This window comes from Saccharopolyspora sp. ID03-671 (assembly GCF_045278815.1).
GTDB lineage: Bacteria > Actinomycetota > Actinomycetes > Mycobacteriales > Pseudonocardiaceae > Saccharopolyspora > Saccharopolyspora ipomoeae.
This window is the reverse complement of sequence record NZ_CP134054.1, coordinates 68,272-85,706: the sequence shown is the minus strand read 5'-3', so window position 1 is coordinate 85,706 and position 17,435 is coordinate 68,272. Positions and strand designations below refer to the sequence as shown.

General features: G+C 70.8%; 13 protein-coding genes. 8 read left to right on the top strand and 5 right to left on the bottom strand.

Going from position 1 to position 17,435, the window contains the following annotated elements; all coding sequences use genetic code 11:
* Positions 1-19 precede the first annotated feature (19 nt).
* The 4 genes from REH65_RS00445 (at position 20) to REH65_RS00430 (ending at position 5,029) form a co-directional block, all read left to right on the top strand.
* Positions 20-1,411, top strand: coding sequence for an LLM class flavin-dependent oxidoreductase (locus REH65_RS00445; RefSeq protein ID WP_406690743.1), 1,392 nt, complete (start codon positions 20-22; stop codon positions 1,409-1,411).
* 25 nt (positions 1,412-1,436) lie between these two features.
* On the top strand, positions 1,437-2,225 hold the full coding sequence (locus REH65_RS00440; protein ID WP_406690742.1) for a 2-keto-4-pentenoate hydratase: 789 nt from the start codon (positions 1,437-1,439) through the stop codon (positions 2,223-2,225).
* A gap of 290 nt (positions 2,226-2,515) precedes the next feature.
* A complete protein-coding gene (locus REH65_RS00435; protein ID WP_281454037.1) occupies positions 2,516-3,310 on the top strand; it encodes an IclR family transcriptional regulator in 795 nt (264 codons plus the stop codon).
* Positions 3,311-3,427: 117 nt separating this feature from the next.
* Entirely contained in the window at positions 3,428-5,029 is a 1,602-nt protein-coding gene (locus REH65_RS00430) for a GMC family oxidoreductase (protein WP_406690741.1), read from the top strand.
* On the opposite strand, the gene REH65_RS00425 is transcribed toward REH65_RS00430, so the two are convergent.
* From REH65_RS00425 to benA, 5 genes are all read right to left on the bottom strand, one after another.
* Entirely contained in the window at positions 5,017-7,680 is a 2,664-nt protein-coding gene (locus REH65_RS00425) for a LuxR C-terminal-related transcriptional regulator (protein ID WP_406690740.1), read from the bottom strand. The genes REH65_RS00430 and REH65_RS00425 overlap by 13 nt on opposite strands.
* A 58-nt stretch (positions 7,681-7,738) precedes the next feature.
* Entirely contained in the window at positions 7,739-9,082 is a 1,344-nt protein-coding gene (locus REH65_RS00420; RefSeq protein WP_406690739.1) for an MFS transporter, read from the bottom strand.
* Between the two features lie 120 nt (positions 9,083-9,202).
* Positions 9,203-11,893 carry a benzoate 1,2-dioxygenase electron transfer component BenC gene (gene benC, locus REH65_RS00415; RefSeq protein WP_406690738.1) on the bottom strand — a complete coding sequence of 897 codons (2,691 nt, stop codon included), beginning with the start codon at positions 11,891-11,893 and terminating at the stop codon, positions 9,203-9,205.
* Positions 11,894-11,904: 11 nt separating this feature from the next.
* The gene (gene benB / locus REH65_RS00410) at positions 11,905-12,411 is read right to left on the bottom strand and encodes a benzoate 1,2-dioxygenase small subunit (protein ID WP_281456587.1); all 507 of its coding nucleotides are present in this window, start codon (positions 12,409-12,411) and stop codon (positions 11,905-11,907) included.
* Between the two features lie 26 nt (positions 12,412-12,437).
* On the bottom strand, positions 12,438-13,796 hold the full coding sequence (benA, locus tag REH65_RS00405; protein ID WP_406690737.1) for a benzoate 1,2-dioxygenase large subunit: 1,359 nt from the start codon (positions 13,794-13,796) through the stop codon (positions 12,438-12,440).
* Positions 13,797-14,028: 232 nt separating this feature from the next.
* Here benA and REH65_RS00400 point away from each other — a divergent pair, with 232 nt between their 5' ends.
* From REH65_RS00400 to catC, 4 genes are read left to right on the top strand one after another with little or no spacing between them, the layout of a single operon-like run.
* Positions 14,029-14,934, top strand: a complete 906-nt coding sequence (locus tag REH65_RS00400; protein WP_406690736.1) for a LysR substrate-binding domain-containing protein — start codon at positions 14,029-14,031, stop codon at positions 14,932-14,934.
* Positions 14,934-16,037 carry a mandelate racemase/muconate lactonizing enzyme family protein gene (locus REH65_RS00395; RefSeq protein ID WP_406690735.1) on the top strand — a complete coding sequence of 368 codons (1,104 nt, stop codon included), beginning with the start codon at positions 14,934-14,936 and terminating at the stop codon, positions 16,035-16,037. The genes REH65_RS00400 and REH65_RS00395 overlap by 1 nt, the downstream gene beginning before the upstream one ends.
* Before the next feature lie 31 nt (positions 16,038-16,068).
* Positions 16,069-16,914, top strand: coding sequence for a catechol 1,2-dioxygenase (catA, locus tag REH65_RS00390; protein WP_406690734.1), 846 nt, complete (start codon positions 16,069-16,071; stop codon positions 16,912-16,914).
* A gap of 12 nt (positions 16,915-16,926) precedes the next feature.
* Positions 16,927-17,208, top strand: coding sequence for a muconolactone Delta-isomerase (gene catC, locus REH65_RS00385; RefSeq protein ID WP_281456582.1), 282 nt, complete (start codon positions 16,927-16,929; stop codon positions 17,206-17,208).
* Positions 17,209-17,435: the final 227 nt, after the last annotated feature.

The following is a 17,435-nucleotide window of genomic DNA, read 5'->3' as shown; positions in this document are numbered from 1 at the left end:
TCTGAACAGGAGTAGAAAGATGCTGTCTCGTCGCATGCGGCTGTTCGCCTTCGAGTTCCAGGGCCCGGCGCACCTCTCCGCGGGGTTGTGGCGGCACGAGAACGACCAGGGCCACCGCTACAAGGACGTCCGCTACTGGACCGAGTACGCGAAACTGCTCGAAGAGGGCCGGTTCGACGGCGTGTTCTTCGCCGACAACGCCGGTTACCGACACGACGTCTACCAGGGCAGCGCCGCCGGCGCGCTGGCCGACGGCGCACAGCTGCCCGCCAACGACCCGGCGCTGGTGATCTCGGCGATGGCGGCGGCCACCGAGAACCTGGGATTCGGGTTGACCGGCTCGACGACCTACGAGCACCCGTACTCGCTGGCCCGCAAGTTCAGCACGCTGGACCACCTCACCGACGGCCGCATCGGCTGGAACCTGGTGACCTCCTACGCCGAGAGCGCCGCCCGCAACGTCGGCAACGGCCTGCTGCCCGCGCACGACGAGCGCTACGAGGTCGCCGCCGAGCACCTGGAGGTCTGCTACAAGCTGTGGGAGGGCTCCTGGGACGACGACGCCGTGGTCCGCGACGTCGAGCGCTGCCTCTACGCCGATCCGAAGCGCGTGCACGACATCAACCACCAGGGCAAGTACTTCAACGTCCCCGGCTTCGCGCTGTGCGAGCCGTCGCCGCAGCGCACGCCGGTGATCTTTCAAGCGGGCGGGTCGTCGAAGGGCCGCGCGCTGGCCGCAGCGCACGCCGAGGGGGTGTTCGTCAACGCGGTGTCGAAGAAGGCGCTGCGCCGCCAGGTCGACGCGCTGCGGCTGCAGGCCGCCGAGTCCGGCCGTGACCCGCGTTCGCTGCGGGTGCTGCAGATGCTCAACGTCGTGGTCGCCGAGACCGACGAGCTCGCGCAGGCCAAGTACGAGCAGTACCGCAAGCTGGTCAGCTACTCCGGCGCGATGGCCCGCTACAGCGGCTGGACCGCGCTGGACATGTCCCAGTTCGACCCGGACGTGCCGCTGCGGCACGTCAAGACCGACGCCGGGCAGACCATGGTGGACCTGTTCTCCAAGATGGACCCCGACAAGGAGTGGACCCCGCGCGACATCGCCGAGTTCATCGGCATCGGCGGCAGCGGCCCCACCATCGTCGGATCGCCGCAGACCGTCGCCGACGAGCTGATCTCGTGGGTCGAGGACTGCGACATCGACGGGTTCAACCTCGGCAACGCCGTGAAGTACCAGGACATCGCCGACTTCATCGAGCTCGTCGTGCCCGAGCTGCAGCGCCGCGAGGCGGTCTGGACCGAGTACGCCGGCAGCACGCTGCGCGAGAAGCTCCACGGTCCGGGCACCACCAGGCTCGCCGAGGACCACCCCGGCCACAAGTACGCCCACGCCGCCCTGGCCGCGGGCCACTGACCCCTCGACGAAGAGGACGACCCCGATGCAGACAGCGCACCTCCACGAGATCGCCGCGACCTTGCGCCAGGCGCGGCTCAGCCGCACGCCGGTGACCGCGCCGAGCAAGACCTGGCAGCAGCTCGACGCCGACGACGCGTTCGAGGTCCAGCGGCTCACCGTCGAGATGGCCGTGGCCGACGGCGATCGCGTCATCGGCTACAAGCTCGGCAACATCGCCAAGGCCATGCAGGCCGCGTTCGGCCTCGACCAGCCCGACTACGGCTTCCTGCTGGCGAGCACGGTGGCCTACGAGGGCACGGCCATCGACCCGGGTCGGTTCATCGCACCGTTCGTCGAGCTGGAACCCGCGTTCCTGCTCAAGCGACCGTTGCGGGGCCCGAACCTCACCGTCGCCGACGTCATCGACGCCGTGGAGTACGCGGTGCCGGCGATCGAGATCATCGACTCGCGGGTGCGGGACTGGGCGATCGACCTGCCGGACACCTTGTCCGACAACGGTTCCACCGGAGCGGTGATCTTCGGCGGCACGCCCCGCCGGATCACCGATCTGCGGCTCAGCGACACGCGGGGAACGCTGCGGTTCAACGGTGAGCCGGTGATGTCGGGCAACACCAAGAACATCCTCGGGAACCCGCTGTCGGCCACGGCGTGGCTGTGCAACCGGCTGGCGGCCTACGGCGTGGAGTTCGAGCCGGGCCAGGTCATCCTCCCCGGCAGCTGCCTGGAGGCGGTGCGGATGAGCACCGCGGGCACCTGGAGCGGCGAGTTCGCCGACTGGGGCTCGGTGGAGTTCGACGTCACACCCACCTGACCAGCCCAACACCCGCACGAGCACCGCCCGTGTCGAAAACCCCGGTTTTCACGCAACGAGAACCGGGGTTTTTGACGCGTGAAAACCGGGGTTTTCGACACGGCCAGGCGTGTCAGGATCCCGGACGGGTGAACGTTGTGTTCGGGGAGCGAACCCGACGGGTGGTGAGCCCTGGGGAGGGTGGTGGTTCCGTCCGTTTCGCTCCGTCGCGTCCACTAAGTGAACGCGCCTGTTAGGGTGGTCGCACGGCTGGGAGACCCCAGCCGGGTGCGATCGGGAGGCGAGAGGCGATGGGCGAGGAGCCCGAGCAGTCCGACTTGGCCAACAAGTCGGTCACCAAGGCCGTGCGACTGCTCCGCGAACTGGCCGCTCAACCTCGCACCGGCGCGACCGTCACGACGCTGGCCAAGGCCGCGGGCCTGAGCCGCCCGACCGCGTTCCGGCTGCTCTACAGCCTGGAGCAGGGTGGCCTGGTCGACCGCATCGACACCAACTACGTCCTCGGCTGGGAGCTCGCCCGCCTGGGCAGGCAGGCCGATCCCTACGCGGGTCTGGTCGCCCACGCCCAGCCGCTGCTGCAGGAGCTGGCCGACGAGTTCAACGAGTCGGTGACCCTGTCGATCCCCAACGCCCAGGACGGCCTCGACCTGGTCGCCGAAGCCGCCGGTTCGCACGTGGTCGGCATCGTCTCGCGCAACATGGTCGGCGAGCGCTACCCGATGCACGCCAGCTCCACCGGCAAGGTGCTGCTGGCCGAGCAGCCGGTGGAGAAACTGCGCAGAACGCTGCCCGACGAGCTCGAAGCCTTCACCCCGTACACGATCACCGACCACGACGCGCTGTTCAAGGAGCTGGAGCAGGTCCGCGAGCAGGGCTTCGCCATCATCGACAACGAGCTCGAACCGGAGCTGCTGTCGCTGTCCCGGCCGATCCGCGACAGCGCGGGGACGATGGTGGCGATCCTGACCCTCAACGGTCCCCGCACGCGCTTCGGCCGCGACCGCATCCCGGAAGCCCTCCAGCAGATGCAGATCACGGTCGAGCGCCTCGTCGAACTCTTCTGGCGCGACTCCGCCAACTACTGACCCCCGGCCCGACGGCCTCGCCCCCACCCGCCTCAGCGTTTCCCTCCTGAAATTCGGTTTCGCACCGTCCGGTTCCGGTGGGACCCTCGCCGGTGCGAGCGGTTGCGGAGGTGGGAGATGCGCGTCGACGTCGTGATCGTCGGGGCGGGCTCCGCGGGGTGCGTGCTGGCGAATCGGCTCTCGGCCGATCCGGACCTGTCCGTGCTGCTGCTGGAGGCCGGTCCTCGGGATCGTCATCCGCTGCTGCGGGTTCCCAAGGGTTTCGGGAAGTTGATCGCCGATCCCCGGTTCGCCTGGCACTTCCCCACCGAACCGGTGGGGTCGGCGCGGCGCGCTGAGAAGTGGGTGCGCGGCCGGGTGCTCGGCGGGTCCAGCGCGATCAACGGGCTCGTCTACAACCGGGGTCACCGGGAGGACTACGACGAGCTCGTGCGACTCGGCAACCCCGGCTGGGGCTGGGAAGAGATGCTGCCGGTCTTCCGGGCGATCGAGGACCACGCGCTGGGCGGGTCCGCGTCCCGAGGCGCGGGCGGGCCGCAGCCGGTGGACGTTCCCGCGGCCGAGGACCCGCTGTGCGAGGACATGATCACCTCCGGAGCGCAGCTGGGTCTGGACGCCGTCGAGGACGTCAACGACTCCGATGCCGAGCGCATCGGGCCGTCGCCGATGACCGCTCGCGGCGGTCGTCGGGTCAGCGCGGCGCACGCGTTCCTGCACCCGGTGCGCCGGCGCCCCAACCTGCGGGTGCGCACCGGGGTGACCGTCGATTCCGTGGTCTTCGAGGGCGACCGGGCCGTCGGCGTGCGGGGACGCGCGCGGGGCCGGCCGGTGGAGATCCGCTGCGCGCGGGAGGTGGTGCTGTGCGCGGGGAGCATCGGCAGCCCGAAACTGCTCCAGCTCTCCGGCATAGGCCCCGGCGAGGTGCTGCGGCCGCTCGGCATCACCGCCCGGGTCGAGTCCCCGCAGGTCGGGGCGCGGATGCGGGAGCACCGCGCGGTCCCGCTGCAATTCCGCCTCAACGACGACCTCGGTTACAACCGGCACCTGAGCTCACCGGGAGCGCAGGCGCGTTCGGCGCTGCGCTACCTGACGACTCGCGGCGGACCGCTGGCCGCAGCCTCGTTCGACGTCCTCGGGTTCCTCAAGACCGACCCGGACCTGCCGCGTCCGGACGCCCAGATCCTGCTGGCCCCGTTCTCGCTGCGCCCGCACGACGCGGGCGGCGAAGCGAAGCTGGAGCGCGAGCCCGGTGTGCAGGCCATCGGCTACGCCCTGCGCCCCACCAGCGAAGGCCGCCTGGCAGTGACCTCGGCGGACCCCGACGCCGACCTCGCCATCGACCCGGGTTTCCTCACCACCGCCCACGACCGCCGCACCACGGCGGGCACCCTGCGGCGGATGCGCGAGCTGTTCGCCCAGGAGCCCCTCGCCCGCCACCTCGTCGAGGAGACGCTGCCCGGAACCGACGTCGTTGACGAGGACGAGATCGCCGACGCCGCCCTCAACCGGGGCCACTGCGGCTATCACGCGATGGGCACCTGCGCGATGGGCCCGGCCGACGACGACGTCCTCGACCCCCGGATGCAGGTCCGGGGTGTTTCCGGCCTGCGCGTCGTGGACTCCTCGTCCCTGCCCGCGATGGTCTCCGGCAACCTCAACGCACCCGTCATGGCCACCGCCTGGCGCGCGGCCGAATTCGTGCTCGATCAGTCCTCGTGAACGCGGGCCGCGAGTTCTGCTCTGGAGCGGATTCCGAGCTTGGCGTAGACGCGGGTGAGGTGGTACTGGACGGTCTTGCTGGAGAGGAAGAGTTCCGCTGCCACTTCCTTGTTGGAGAGCCCTCGGGCCACCAGGCGGGTGACCGATTCCTCCTGCGGGGTCAGGGTGTTCGGTGTCTGCTCCGGTCGGATTCGGTGCACGCCACCGGCTTTGAGCTCGCGGTCGCAGCGCTCGACGTAGGTGGTGGCGCCCATCGCGGCGAAGCCGTCGCGGGCGGCGCTGAGCACGACGTCCGCGCGGGCCCGGCGGCGCAGGCGTCGCAGGGTCTGGCCGTAGGCGAAGTTGATGCGGGCCTGGTCGTAGCGCAGCGGGAGCGCGCTGATCAGCTCCAGCGCCTCGTCGAACGACGCCGACGCCGACGCGACGTCGCCCCGGGCGCCGTGCAGGCGCCCCCGAGCGGCGGCGAGCCGGGCGCGCATCGAGGCGTGTCCGCGCTGGTCGGCGAGCTTCTCGTGCGGGGTCAGGAACTCGTCGGCCTCGTCGAGGCGGCCGAGCAGGATCAGGGCGTGGGCGTGCATGTCCTGCCACGGCCAGTGGCCCGGGGCGTCCGCGCTGGAGCTCGGTGACGGCCTGGTCAGCGGATGCAGGGCGCGCAGGACCCCGTCGGAATCGGCGCGGGCCTCCGCCGCGTGCGCTCGGGCGAGCAGGCTCGGCACGCGCATGATCTGGTAGTCGCCCGCCCCGGTGGCGCTCTGCAGCAGCACCGCCTCGGTCGCCTCGGCATCGCCGCGCAGCGCGTGGATCGCGGCGGCCGTCCACAGCAGTATCGGGCCCGTGACAAGGATTCCGGTGCGCTCCTGCATCTCCATCGCCTCGCGGACGGTGGTCAGCGCCTCGTTCCACTCTCCGGTGAGGAACTGGACCCGCGCCAGCCACGCGCGCGCCCACAGCGAGATCCGCGCCGAACCGCCGAGATGTGCTGTCGGGAGGGCGCTTTCGAAGTCGACGCGGGCGTCGTCGATGCGGTCCCCGATGAGGTTGATCCAGCCCCTGGCCATCGTGGCGCGCTGCCACTGGGCGCCGTGGCGCAGGCGGGTGATGAGCCGGTCGTAGTCGCGCAGGGCCTGCGCGGCGCTGCCGGTGGCGGCCAGGCCGATGCCGCGGATCGCTTCGGCTTCGATCGCCATCGGCGTGTCGGGCCCGGCGAGCTCGATGGCGCGGTCGGCCCAGAGCACGAGATCGCGGCCGTCGTAGCGGCACAGCGCGTCGAGGACGTAGCGCTGGCAGATCAGCGCGGCGGTCTCGGGTTCGCGGGTGGTGTTGACGATGGCCCAGGCGCGGCGCAGCCGGTTCCCCGCCTCGGCAGCGCGGCCGCGCACCAGCGCGAGGTAGCCGAGAACCGCGTCCCGCAGCGGGGTTTCGCGGATGCTCTCCACCTCCGGGATCAGGGCGGTGGCGCGGAAGACGTCGCCCGCGCCGATCAGGGCGTCGACGGCGCGGGTGATCAGGGCCTGCTGGTGCTGGGGGTCGTCGGTGAGCCTGCTCGCGTCGCTGAGCAGCGTGGCGGCGGTGCCCCAGGCGCCTTCGGCGGCGCGTTCGCGGGCCAGCTCGTCGAGCCGGGCGGCGACCTCGGCGTCCGGGACCGGACTGGCGGCCACCAGCAGCCGCAGCGACCGGACCGGGTCGTCGACGAGCCCGGCGGCACGTCGTTGCAGCTCAGCGCGCCGGCAGGGGCCGAGTTCGGTGAGGACCGCGGCGCGGACCATCGGGTCGGGCGAGCTGACGTGGGTGAGACCGCGCGGGGGCAGGGCGACCAGTCCGGCGGCGCTGGTCTCATCGACCAGCGGCAGCGGTGGCGCGTCGAGCTCGGCCAGGGACATGACGTGGCGGACCGGGGCGTCGGTGCCGAGCACGGCCGCGGCCTCGGCGAACCGGCGCGCGTCCGGGCTGCACGCGGCCAGGTCCTCGCGGACGCGGGCCTGCACGGCGGCCGGTGCCGGCAGGGCGGGTTCGAACTGCGACCAGGTGGCGCGCGGCAGTTCGGCGAGCAGCTGCACGGCCGGGCGCGGTCTGCCCCGGGTGTGGCGGCGGAGGCGTTCGGCCATCGTCGGGTGCAGCGCGACCCCGTGCGCGGCGGCCAGCTCGCTGATCTCCCCCGCGTCCAGCGGCGGTATGCGGGGTGAGTCGGTGGCGATCCGGGGCAGCAGGTCCAGGGTCTCGGCGGGCGCGCGCCGGTCACCGGTGGTCGCCGTCGCCACCACCCTGAGCGCGGCTTCCGGGTGGTGGCGCTGGAACGAGGCGAGGGTGCGCAGCGAGGCGACGTCGCCGAACTGGGCGTCGTGGACGACCAGCACCGTCGAGGGTTCCAGCCGGGCGACGAGTTCGGCGGCCGTGCCCAGCGGGCCGGACGTCGGCAGGTCCGGGAAGAGCTGCGACAACAGGGAGTAGGGGTGATCGGCCTCCCACTCCGAGGCCGTGGCCCGCAGCACCGGACCGTCCTGGCGGCGGGCGAGGTGCTCGGCCAGCGTCGAGCTGCCGATCCCGGGCGGTCCGCTGAGCAGCACGAAGCGGCTCTGGCCGGTCCGGAGGATCTGCGCCAGACCTGCCAGGAGCTCCGCCCGCCCGATCAGCGGCTGCGCTGGTCGTGTCACGTCCACCTCGTCGTGGGTCGGCGCCCGTCCGACGCGTCGTCGACGGGCGCCGACCAGCTTAAACGGCGTTCGCGCTGCCGGCCGTCGGCACGGCCACCGGCGGTTCGCCCGCCGCCTCCTCGTGCGAACGCGGCACCAGCAACGTCACCAACGCCGCACTCGCCGCGATACCGGCGAACAGGTAGAACGCGGTGGTGCCGCCCAGCCCCGCGCCGACGAGCACGCCGCCGACCACGGGGCCCACGATGCCGCCGATCCGGCCGAATCCCGCGCACCAGGCGACACCGGCCGCCCGAGCCCTGGTCGGGTAGTAGTTCGACACGAGACCGTAGACGAGCACCTGCGTGCCGATCGTGCCGGTCCCCGCGACCGCGACCGCCGACAGCAGCACGAGCAGCGGGAGTTTCAGCGGCAGCAGCACGAGAGTGGCCGCTGCGAGGACGAAGGTCGTGGCGACCACGCGCTTGGCCCCGACCCGGTCCGCCCACAGCGACGCGAGCACACCGCCCACGATGGCGCCGACGTTGAGCACCAGCAGGAACGCCAGCGAGTCGCTCTTGCCGAAGCCGTTGTTGGCCATGATCTGCGGCAACCAGGTGTTGAGCCCGTAGGTCAGCAGCAGTCCCGCGAAGCTCATCAGGCCCAGCAGCGCCGTCGGCCACGCCAGCTCCTTCGACGCCAGCGCCGGAAATCCGGCGCGGGCGGTGCCCGATGCCCGCACCGGTTCGGCGCGCAGCGCGATCCCGGTGCGCTCGGCGAGCTCGGTCGCCCGCTCGACCTCACCGCGCGAAGCGAGCCACTTCGGCGATTCCGGCAGCTTGACCGCCGCGAGCGGCAGCACGAGCACCAGCGGCAGGGCACCGATCCAGAACAGCCCGCGCCACCCGACCAGATCGTCGAGCACGAGCGCGAGCAGCGCCGCCAGGACTCCACCGGCGGGCACACCGCTGTACACGATGGCGTTGAGCCGGTTCCGCCGACCGGGGTCGGCGAACTCCGCCACCAGCGGCCCGACCGTCGCCACCAGCGCGCCGACCCCGATGCCGGTGAAGAACCGGCCGATGCCGAAGGCGGTGACGCTCTGGGTGAGCGCTGTCGCACCCATCCCGATCGAGAACCAGGCGAGGTTGATCAGCATGATCCGGCGCCGGCCGATCAGGTCGCCGAAGGTGCCGGCGGCCAGGGCTCCCACGAGGACGCCGATCAGCGCGTAGCTGCCGAGCGTGCCCGCCTGGCCCGGCGTGATCGCTCCGAGCTGGGACGGGTCCTTGAGCAGGGTGGGCAGGACGGTTCCGTAGACGACGAGGTCGTAGCCGTCGAAGATGAGCACGATGGTCGACAGCGCGACCACCCAGGACACGGTGCGTTGGCGCCGACGCGTCGTTGAGTCGGTTTCGGACATGAGGGGCTCCCGGAAGTGGGTGTGGGGAGGGAGTTCGGCCTGATCAGGCCGGACCGGCGGCGCGCGGCCGCACGACTGGGATGAGGGACGGGGGTGCTTCGACCCCCGTCCCGGGCGGCATCAACCGAGGTCGCCGCCTGCGACCGGCAGGACGGTGCCGGTGATGTAGGACGCCTCGTCGGAGGCCAGGAAGGTGATCGCGGCGGCCTGTTCGTCCAGCGTGCCGTAGCGCTTCATCAGCGACGTGCTCACGGTCTGGTCGATGTGGGCCTGGAACCAGGCCTTCTCCTGCTCGGTTTCGAGCGCCGAGCCCCCGCGGGAGATCCGTCGCGGCGGTGCTTCGGTTCCGCCGGGGGCGGTGGCGACCACGCGGATGCCGGAGTCCGCGCACTCCAGGGCGAGCGAGGCGGTGACCGCGTTGATCCCGCCCTTCGCAGCCGAGTACGGGATGCGGTGGACGCCCCGGGTGGCTGCGGACGAGACGTTGACGATCACCCCGCTGCCGCGCTCGCTCATCGACGGCAGCGCGGCCCGGGAGGTGAACAGCGTGGTCATCAGCGACCGGCGCAGTTCGGTCTCGATCTGCTGCGGGGTGAACTCGGTGAACGGCTTGAACCAGATCGCCCCGCCGACGTTGTTGATCAGCACGTCGATGCGGCCGTGCCGGGACAGCGCCGCGTCGACCACGGCCTGCGCGCCCTCCCAGGTCTCCAGGTCGGCCACCACGGGCTCGCCCGCGAGCTCCTCGGCCAGACCTTCGACCAGCGATGATCGGTCGGCCAGCACGAGGTCGCCGCCTTCGGCGGCGATCCGGCGGGCGGTCTGCTCGCCGATGCCCTGGGCTGCTCCGGTGACCACGACGACCTTGCCGTCGAAGCGGCCCGGGGTGACGAACCGCGGTCGCTTGGCGGCCTCGGCGTCGGCCATCGCGCGCCGGGTGGTGACCTTCGAGCGCTCGGCGTGCTCGGCGACGAGCCGCCGGGCCGCGGTGCGGTCACCGGACTCGAAGGCCTCGACGATGTCGAGGTGGTCCTGGGTGCAGCGGGGATCGCACCAGGTGGCGTTGCGCAGCGTGGTCTCCATGTGGCCCTTCACGCCGAGCGCGCGGTAGGCCTGCAGGAGGTGCTCGTTGCCGGTGAGGGTGAACAGGTAGTCGTGGAACGCCGCGTTGGCCTCGGTGTAGGCGGCGGCGTCGACGAACCGGTCCCCCTCGACGTAGGGCACGGCGGACTCGGCGAGCAGCCGGTACCCGGCGAGCTGCTGCGAGCTGAGCCGGCCGATGGTCAGCTCCAGCGCACCCAGCTCCAGGGCCTGCCGCGCCTCGAACACGGCGTCCGACTCGTGCACCGACGGGTGCTCCTCGCCGATCTCGTACCCGCCCGGAGCGGGCGGCACCACCGGTTCGAAGGACCGCGCGGCCAGCACCTCCTGGCCGGCGACGCACCGGGCCTCGACGTTCTCCCGCAAGACCCCGCCACCGTCGAGCTCCCGGACACCGCTCCCAGAGCCGTCCCAAATGCGTTGTCCGGCAATGGAACTCGCCGCGGCGATCTCCTCAGCTACCGAACGCACAACCCCACCACCCGATGCGGTAACGGAACACTCCGGGAAGATGCTCTGACCGGCCAACTTCCGGCCCCAGTCGGGGTTTTCCTCCAGTTCAGACGGGGTTCCCAACTCCGCACCACTCTCCGTGACCGGGTCGGGTTGGGTGGTGGGGGTGGGGAAGTTTTCATGAAAACTTCCCTCATCCTCGAGACCAGCCGCCGGTTCGAGAGCCACCGGTTCCGGGGCCGGTTCCGGGGTCGCGGCGAGGGCGAACTTCTCGTAGTAGAAACCGGTCGGCTCGACGCCGCCGTCGGCGAAGTGCGTGCGCACGGCCTCCACCATCGGCGGTGGACCGCAGAGGTACACCGCCACGTCCCCGCCGTGCAGGTGCTCGTCGCGGAGGAACTTGGTGACGTAGCCCTTGTTCGGCGCCGAGCTGGCGGGATCGGCGACGCAGTAGTCCCAGGTCAGGTTCGCGATACCGGAGGCCAGCTCGGCCACGGTGTCGAGCTCGACGAGGTCGTCGTCGGTGGTCACCCCGTAGATCAGGTGCGCGGGACGGGTCGATCCGGCCGCGCGCATGGTGCGCAGGATCGACAGGATCGGGGCGAGACCGGTGCCGCCGGCCAGCAGCAGCACCGGCCGGTCGGTCTCGCGCAGGAAGAAGCTGCCGTGCGGTCCGGTGAACGTCAGCTCGTCGCCGGGCTTCGCGCGCTCGGTGAGGTAATCCGACATCACCCCGCCCGGGGTGAGCTTGACCAGGAAGCTCAGGTGCTCGTCGTCGGGCGCGCTGCTGAACGAGTACGACCGCGTCTCCTCGGTCCCGGGCACCGAGATGTTGACGTACTGGCCGGGCAGGAACGCCAGGCCGTCCCGCTCCGGGGTCTTCAGCGTCACCGACACCGTGGTCGGCGAGAGCCGTTCCAGCGCGGTCAACGTCGCCGGGAACGTCGCCGCCTGCGTCTTGGCCACCGCCGACGTGCTGGCGATCCGCAGCACCAGGTCGGACTTGGGCGTCATGCTGCACGGCAGCACGTAGCCGCGGTCGGCCTCGTCCGCGGTGAGCGCGTCGTCGATGTAGGTGCCGCCGTCGTAGTCGCCGGACTCGCAGAACGCCTTGCACGTCCCGCACGCGCCGTCGCGGCAGTCCAGCGGGATGTTGATCCGCTGCCGGTAGGACGCGTCGGCCACGGTCTGATCCGGCGAGCACTCGATGAAGCGGGTGACACCGTCCTCGAAGGAGAGCGCTACTTGGTGATTCACAGCGGCCCCGCTCAGATGTGGTACACGTCGACGACGTGGTGGATGTAGTCGTTCTTGAGCACCACGGTCTTCCGGCGGATCAGCGGCGACGGCCCGGAGAAGTCGATGGTGTAGAACGACGTCCCGTAGTAGGGGTCCACGGTCTTGTACCGGAAGTACATGGTGTGCCAGTTGAACCGCACGTCCACGATGTCGCCGCGCCGCTCGATGAGCTCCACGTTGCTGATGTTGTGACTGGTGCGCGGCTCGGGGATGGAGGTGGCGCTGGAGCGCTCGGTGCGGATCCGGAACACCCGGTCCTCCAGCCCGCCCTTGTTCGGGTAGTAGATGAGCGAGATGTCGGTCTGCGGGTCCTCGGTGAGCAGGTCGTCGTCGCCCCACGAGGGCATCCAGTAGACGACGTCGTCGGCGTAGCACTCCAGCCACTTCTCGAACTCGCGGTCGTCGAGGTAGCGGGCCTCGCGGTAGAGGAACTGCTCGATGTCCTGCTGGGTGATCTGCTGGGTGGCGGTCGTCATCGGGACTCTCCTGGTTGTCGAGGCGGTCACTGGCCGGCGCGTTCGGCGGCGATGGCGGCGCGCATGGTCTCCTGCCAGTAGCCGTGCTGCACCGGGTACAGGCCCTCGTCCTCGTTCTTCTGACCGGCCGAGATGACGCCGTGCATGTCCAGCGCCTCGGCGACCTCGTCGGGCCCGGTGAGCCAGTGCTCGGCGCCGCGGCTCATGTCGTTCCAGGGCGCGGCGGTGGCGCGGAAGGTCAGCTGGCAGGACCGGAACTCCTCCAGGTCGTCGGGGGTGGCCATGCCGGAGGCGTTGAAGAAGTCCTCGTACTGGCGGATCCGCCACGCCCGCGCCTCGGCGCTCTCGCCCTTGGGGGCGATGCAGTAGATGGTGACCTCGGTCTTGTCCGGCGCGATCGGCCGGAAGTGCCGGATCTGCGTGGAGAACTGGTCCATCAGGTAGACGTTCGGGTACAGGCACAGGTTGCGGGAGCCGCGCACCATGAACTCGCCCTTGGCGTCGCCGAACTCCTCCTTGAGCTCGTCCATCCGCGGCCACAGCGGGCGGTCCTGCGGGTTGCCCGCCCACGTCCACAGGCACAGGTGCCCGTTGGGGTAGGACCAGTAGCCGCCGCCGGACTTGCCCCAGCTGCCCGCGTCGAGGGTCTTGGTGCTGTTCTTGGACTCGCCGGTGTTGCGGCGGGCGGTGGTGGCCGCGTAGTTCCAGTGCGTGGCGGTGACGTGGTAGCCGTCGGCGCCGTTCTCGGCCTGCACCTTCCAGTTCCCGTCGAAGGTGTAGGTGGAGGCGCCGCGCAGCACCTCCAGCCCCTCCGGGGACTGGTCGACGAGCATGTCGATGACCTTGGTGGTGTCGCCCAGGTGCTCGGCCAGCGGCGCCACGTCGGGGTTGAGGCTGCCGAACAGGAACCCGCGGTAGGAGTCGAAGCGGGCGACCTTGGTCATGTCGTGCGAGCCGTCGCGGTCGAAGGTCTCCGGGTAGCCGGCGCCGTCCGGGTCCTTGACCTTGAGCAGCTTGCCGTCGTTGCGGAACGTCCAGCCGTGGAACGGGCAGGTCAGCGTGGTGCGGTTGTCGGCCTTGCGGCGGCAGATCATCGCTCCGCGGTGGGCGCAGGCGTTGATCAGGCAGTGCAGCTCGCCGTCCTTGGCGCGGGTGATCACGACCGGCTGGCGACCGATGTAGGTGGTGAAGTAATCCCCGGGGTTCGGCAGCTGGCTCTCGTGGGCGAGGTAGATCCAGTTGCCCTCGAAGATGTGCTTCATCTCGAGCTCGAAGATCTCCTCGTCGGTGAAGATCCGCCGGTTGGCCCGGTAGACCCCGGCCTCGCGGTCCTCGACGACGGCGTCCGCGACGACGGCGGCGGCGTGGTTCAGCATCTCGGTCATGGATCCTCCAGCCGGATCGACTCTGATCGCGGCGACCCGGGGCCGCCGTGGCGTTGACCCAGGACGATGACAGTCCGTGGTTCCGGTCACACCGGACAAAGACCTAGACCTGACCTAGGGTGCTATTCATCGATGCCGCTTATCAATCACGCGAAACCAGGTCTTTGTCTTCGATCAGCGCGGTGCCTACCGTGAGAGAAATCGGCGACGAGGACGTGGGAGGAGGACCGTCGTGGAAATTCGACACCTGCGCTACTTCGCCACCGTCGCCGAGACGTGCCACTTCGGCCGGGCCGCCGAGCAGCTGCACATCGCCCAGCCCGCCCTGTCGCACACCGTCCGGCAGCTGGAGGACGAGCTCGGGGTGGCGCTGCTGGAGCGCACGACCAGGCAGGTGCGGGTGACCCCGGCGGGCGAGTTCTTCCTGGGCGAGGCCCAGCGGGTGCTGGCCGCCGTGGACGCCGGGGTGCGCGGGGTGCAGCGCATCGGCGAGGGCCGGTCGGGACTGGTGCGCGTCGGGTTCACCGGCACCGCCGCCTTCTCCCACCTGCCGCACCTGGCGCGGGCGCTGGCCCAGCGGGTGCCGCAGGTCGAGCTGGAGGTGCGGGCCGAGCTGCTCACCGCCGACCAGTGCGCGCAGCTGCGCGACGGCTCGCTGGGCGTCGGCGTGCTGCGGCCACCGGTAACCGCCGACGACATCGACTACCGGGTCATCGAGGTCGAACCGCTGATCCTGGCGGTTCCGGCCGATCACCGGCTGGCGGTGGAGCCCGTCGTCTCCACCGCCGACCTGCGCACCGAACCGCTGGTGACCTACGACGGCCGCCACTCCGTGGTGCACGACGCGGTGCTGCGCAGCTGCCGCGACGCCGGGTTCACCCCCGTCCAGCAGCACCAGGCCCCGGGCACCGCCGCGCTGCTGGCGCTGGTCGCCGGCGGGTTGGGCGTCGGGGTGGTTCCCGCGTCGGCGCGGGCGCTGCCGCTGGCCGGGGTCGTGTTCCGCGACCTGTCCGGGGCGGCGTCGGTGGAGCTGGCCGTGGCCTGGCACCGCGACACGAGCTCTCCCCTGGTCAACACCGTCCTCACCGAGCTGGAGGACGTCTTCCCGTCCGCACGACCCGCCGCGGAGGCCGGCTGATGAAGATCACCCAGGTGGACGCGATCCCGTTCGCCATCCCCTACCGCAAGCCGCTGCGCTTCGCCTCCGGCGAGGTCCACGCGGCCGAGCACGTGCTGGTGCGGGTGCACACCGACGACGGGGTCGTCGGCGTCGCCGAAGCACCGCCGCGGCCGTTCACCTACGGCGAGACCCAGGCCGGGATCGTCGCCGTCATCGAATCGGTCTTCGCACCGCAGGTCACAGGTCTGAGCCTGCTGGAGCGCGAGGTCGCCCACGCCCGGATGGCGCGCACGGTCGGCAACCCGACCGCGAAGTCGGCTGTGGACATGGCGATGTGGGACGCCCTGGGGCGCAGCCTCGACGTGTCGGTGACCGAGCTGCTCGGCGGCTACACCGACCGGATGCGCGTCTCGCACATGCTCGGCTTCGACGAGCCGGCCGCGATGGTCGCCGAGGCCGAGAAGATGCGCGACACCTGCGGGATCACCACCTTCAAGGTCAAGGTCGGGCGCCGCCCGGTCTCCCTGGACACCGCCGTGGTCCGCGCGCTGCGCGAGGGGCTCGGCGACGCCGTGGAGCTCTACGTCGACGGCAACCGCGGCTGGACGGCCGCCGAGTCGGCGCGGGCCATGAAGGAGATGGCCGACCTCGACCTGCTCTTCGCCGAGGAGCTGTGCCCGGCCGACGACGTGCTGGGGCGGCGCTGGCTGGTGCAGCAGCTCGACGTGCCGTTCATCGCCGACGAATCCGCCGTCACCCCGGCCGACGTCACCCGCGAGATCCTCGGCGGCTCGGCCACGGCGGTGAGCATCAAGACCGCCCGCACCGGCTTCACCCGGTCCCAGCGCACCCACCACCTCGCCGAAGGACTCGGCCTGGAGGTCGTGATGGGCAACCAGATCGACGGCCAGATCGGGACGCTGGGCACCGTGGCCTTCGGCGCCGCGCACGCGCTGACCTCCCACCGGGCGGGCGAGCTGTCGAACTTCCTGGACATGAGCGACGACCTGCTGACCGAACCGCTGACGATCAGCGACGGCGAGCTAGCCGTCCGCCCCGGCGCCGGGCTCGGCGCCGAGATCGATCCCGACAAGCTCCGGCACTACCGCCAGGACCGCTGACACCACCCACCGCGAATCAAGGAGGATTCCCATGACCACGGCACACGACGAGGCCACCGCCGCCGCCTCCGGCGCGAGCGCCACCGAGCGGTTCAAGAGCGACAAGTTCCTCGGCGTCGAGGGCACGCCGCCCGAGCGGGTCAGCACCCTGGCCCGCGAGGTGATCGAGGCCGTGCACAGCACGATCCGCAAGCACAAGGTCACCTACGACGAGTACAACGCGCTCAAGGCGTGGCTGATCAGCGTCGGCGAGGACGGCGAGTGGCCGCTGTTCCTCGACGTCTGGGTCGAGCACGTCGTCGAAGAGGTCGCCACCGAACACCGCGAGGGCAACAAGGGCACCATCGAGGGCCCCTACTACGTGCCCGACGCCCCCGAGCAGGGCTCCAGCGGCTCGGTCCCGATGCGCGACGACGAGCCGGGCACGCCGCTGACCTGGACCGGGAAGGTCACCTCCACCAACGGGTCCGCGCTCGCGGGCGCGAAGGTGGAGCTGTGGCATGCCGACGCCGACGGCTTCTACTCGCAGTTCGCGCCGAACCTGCCGGAGTGGAACCTGCGCGCGTCGTTCACCACCGACGCCGAGGGCAACTTCGAGATCCGCACGGTTCGCCCGGCCCCGTACCAGATCCCCACCGACGGGGCGTGCGGCAAGCTCATCGCTGCGGCCGGGTGGCACGCGTGGCGGCCGGCGCACCTGCACGTCAAGGTCTCGGCCCCGGGCCACGAGCTGCTGACCGCGCAGCTGTACTTCCCCGGCGACGAGCACAACGACGACGACATCGCCTCGGCGGTCAAGCCGGAGCTGATGCTGGACCCGAAGCCGGTGGCCGGTGGCGAGGCCATCGAGTACGGCTTCGTCCTCGACCCCGCCTGATCAGGAGGTTTCGTGCTCTACCACATCCGGATGGACGTGAACCTGCCCGCGGACATGGATCCGGAGGTGCGCGCCGATCTGCTGGCGCGCGAGCGGGCCTACAGCCAGAAGGCGCAGCGCGAGGGCCGGTGGCCGCACCTGTGGCGGGTCGCCGGTGAGTTCGCGAACGTCTCGGTCGTCGACGTCGCCGACCACGACGAGCTGCACGCGCTGCTGTCCGGGCTTCCGCTGTTCGCCTACATGGACATCGAGGTCACGCCGCTGGCGGTGCATCCCAACAAGATCGACCAGTAGGACTCCGCGAACGCCGGGTGTCCACACCGGACACCCGGCGTTCTCCTGCACTCATCGGTGGGAGGAAAGTTCTCATGAAAACCTCCCTCCCACTACGTAGACGAAGTTTTCATGAAAACTTCCCTCCCCCACCACCGAACGGGACCCTGGGAGATCCCGGCAGGGGTTTACGAATTGGTGGTTTCACCAGGACTTTTGGATTCTGAGGGGGTTGGTGGTGGGGAAGT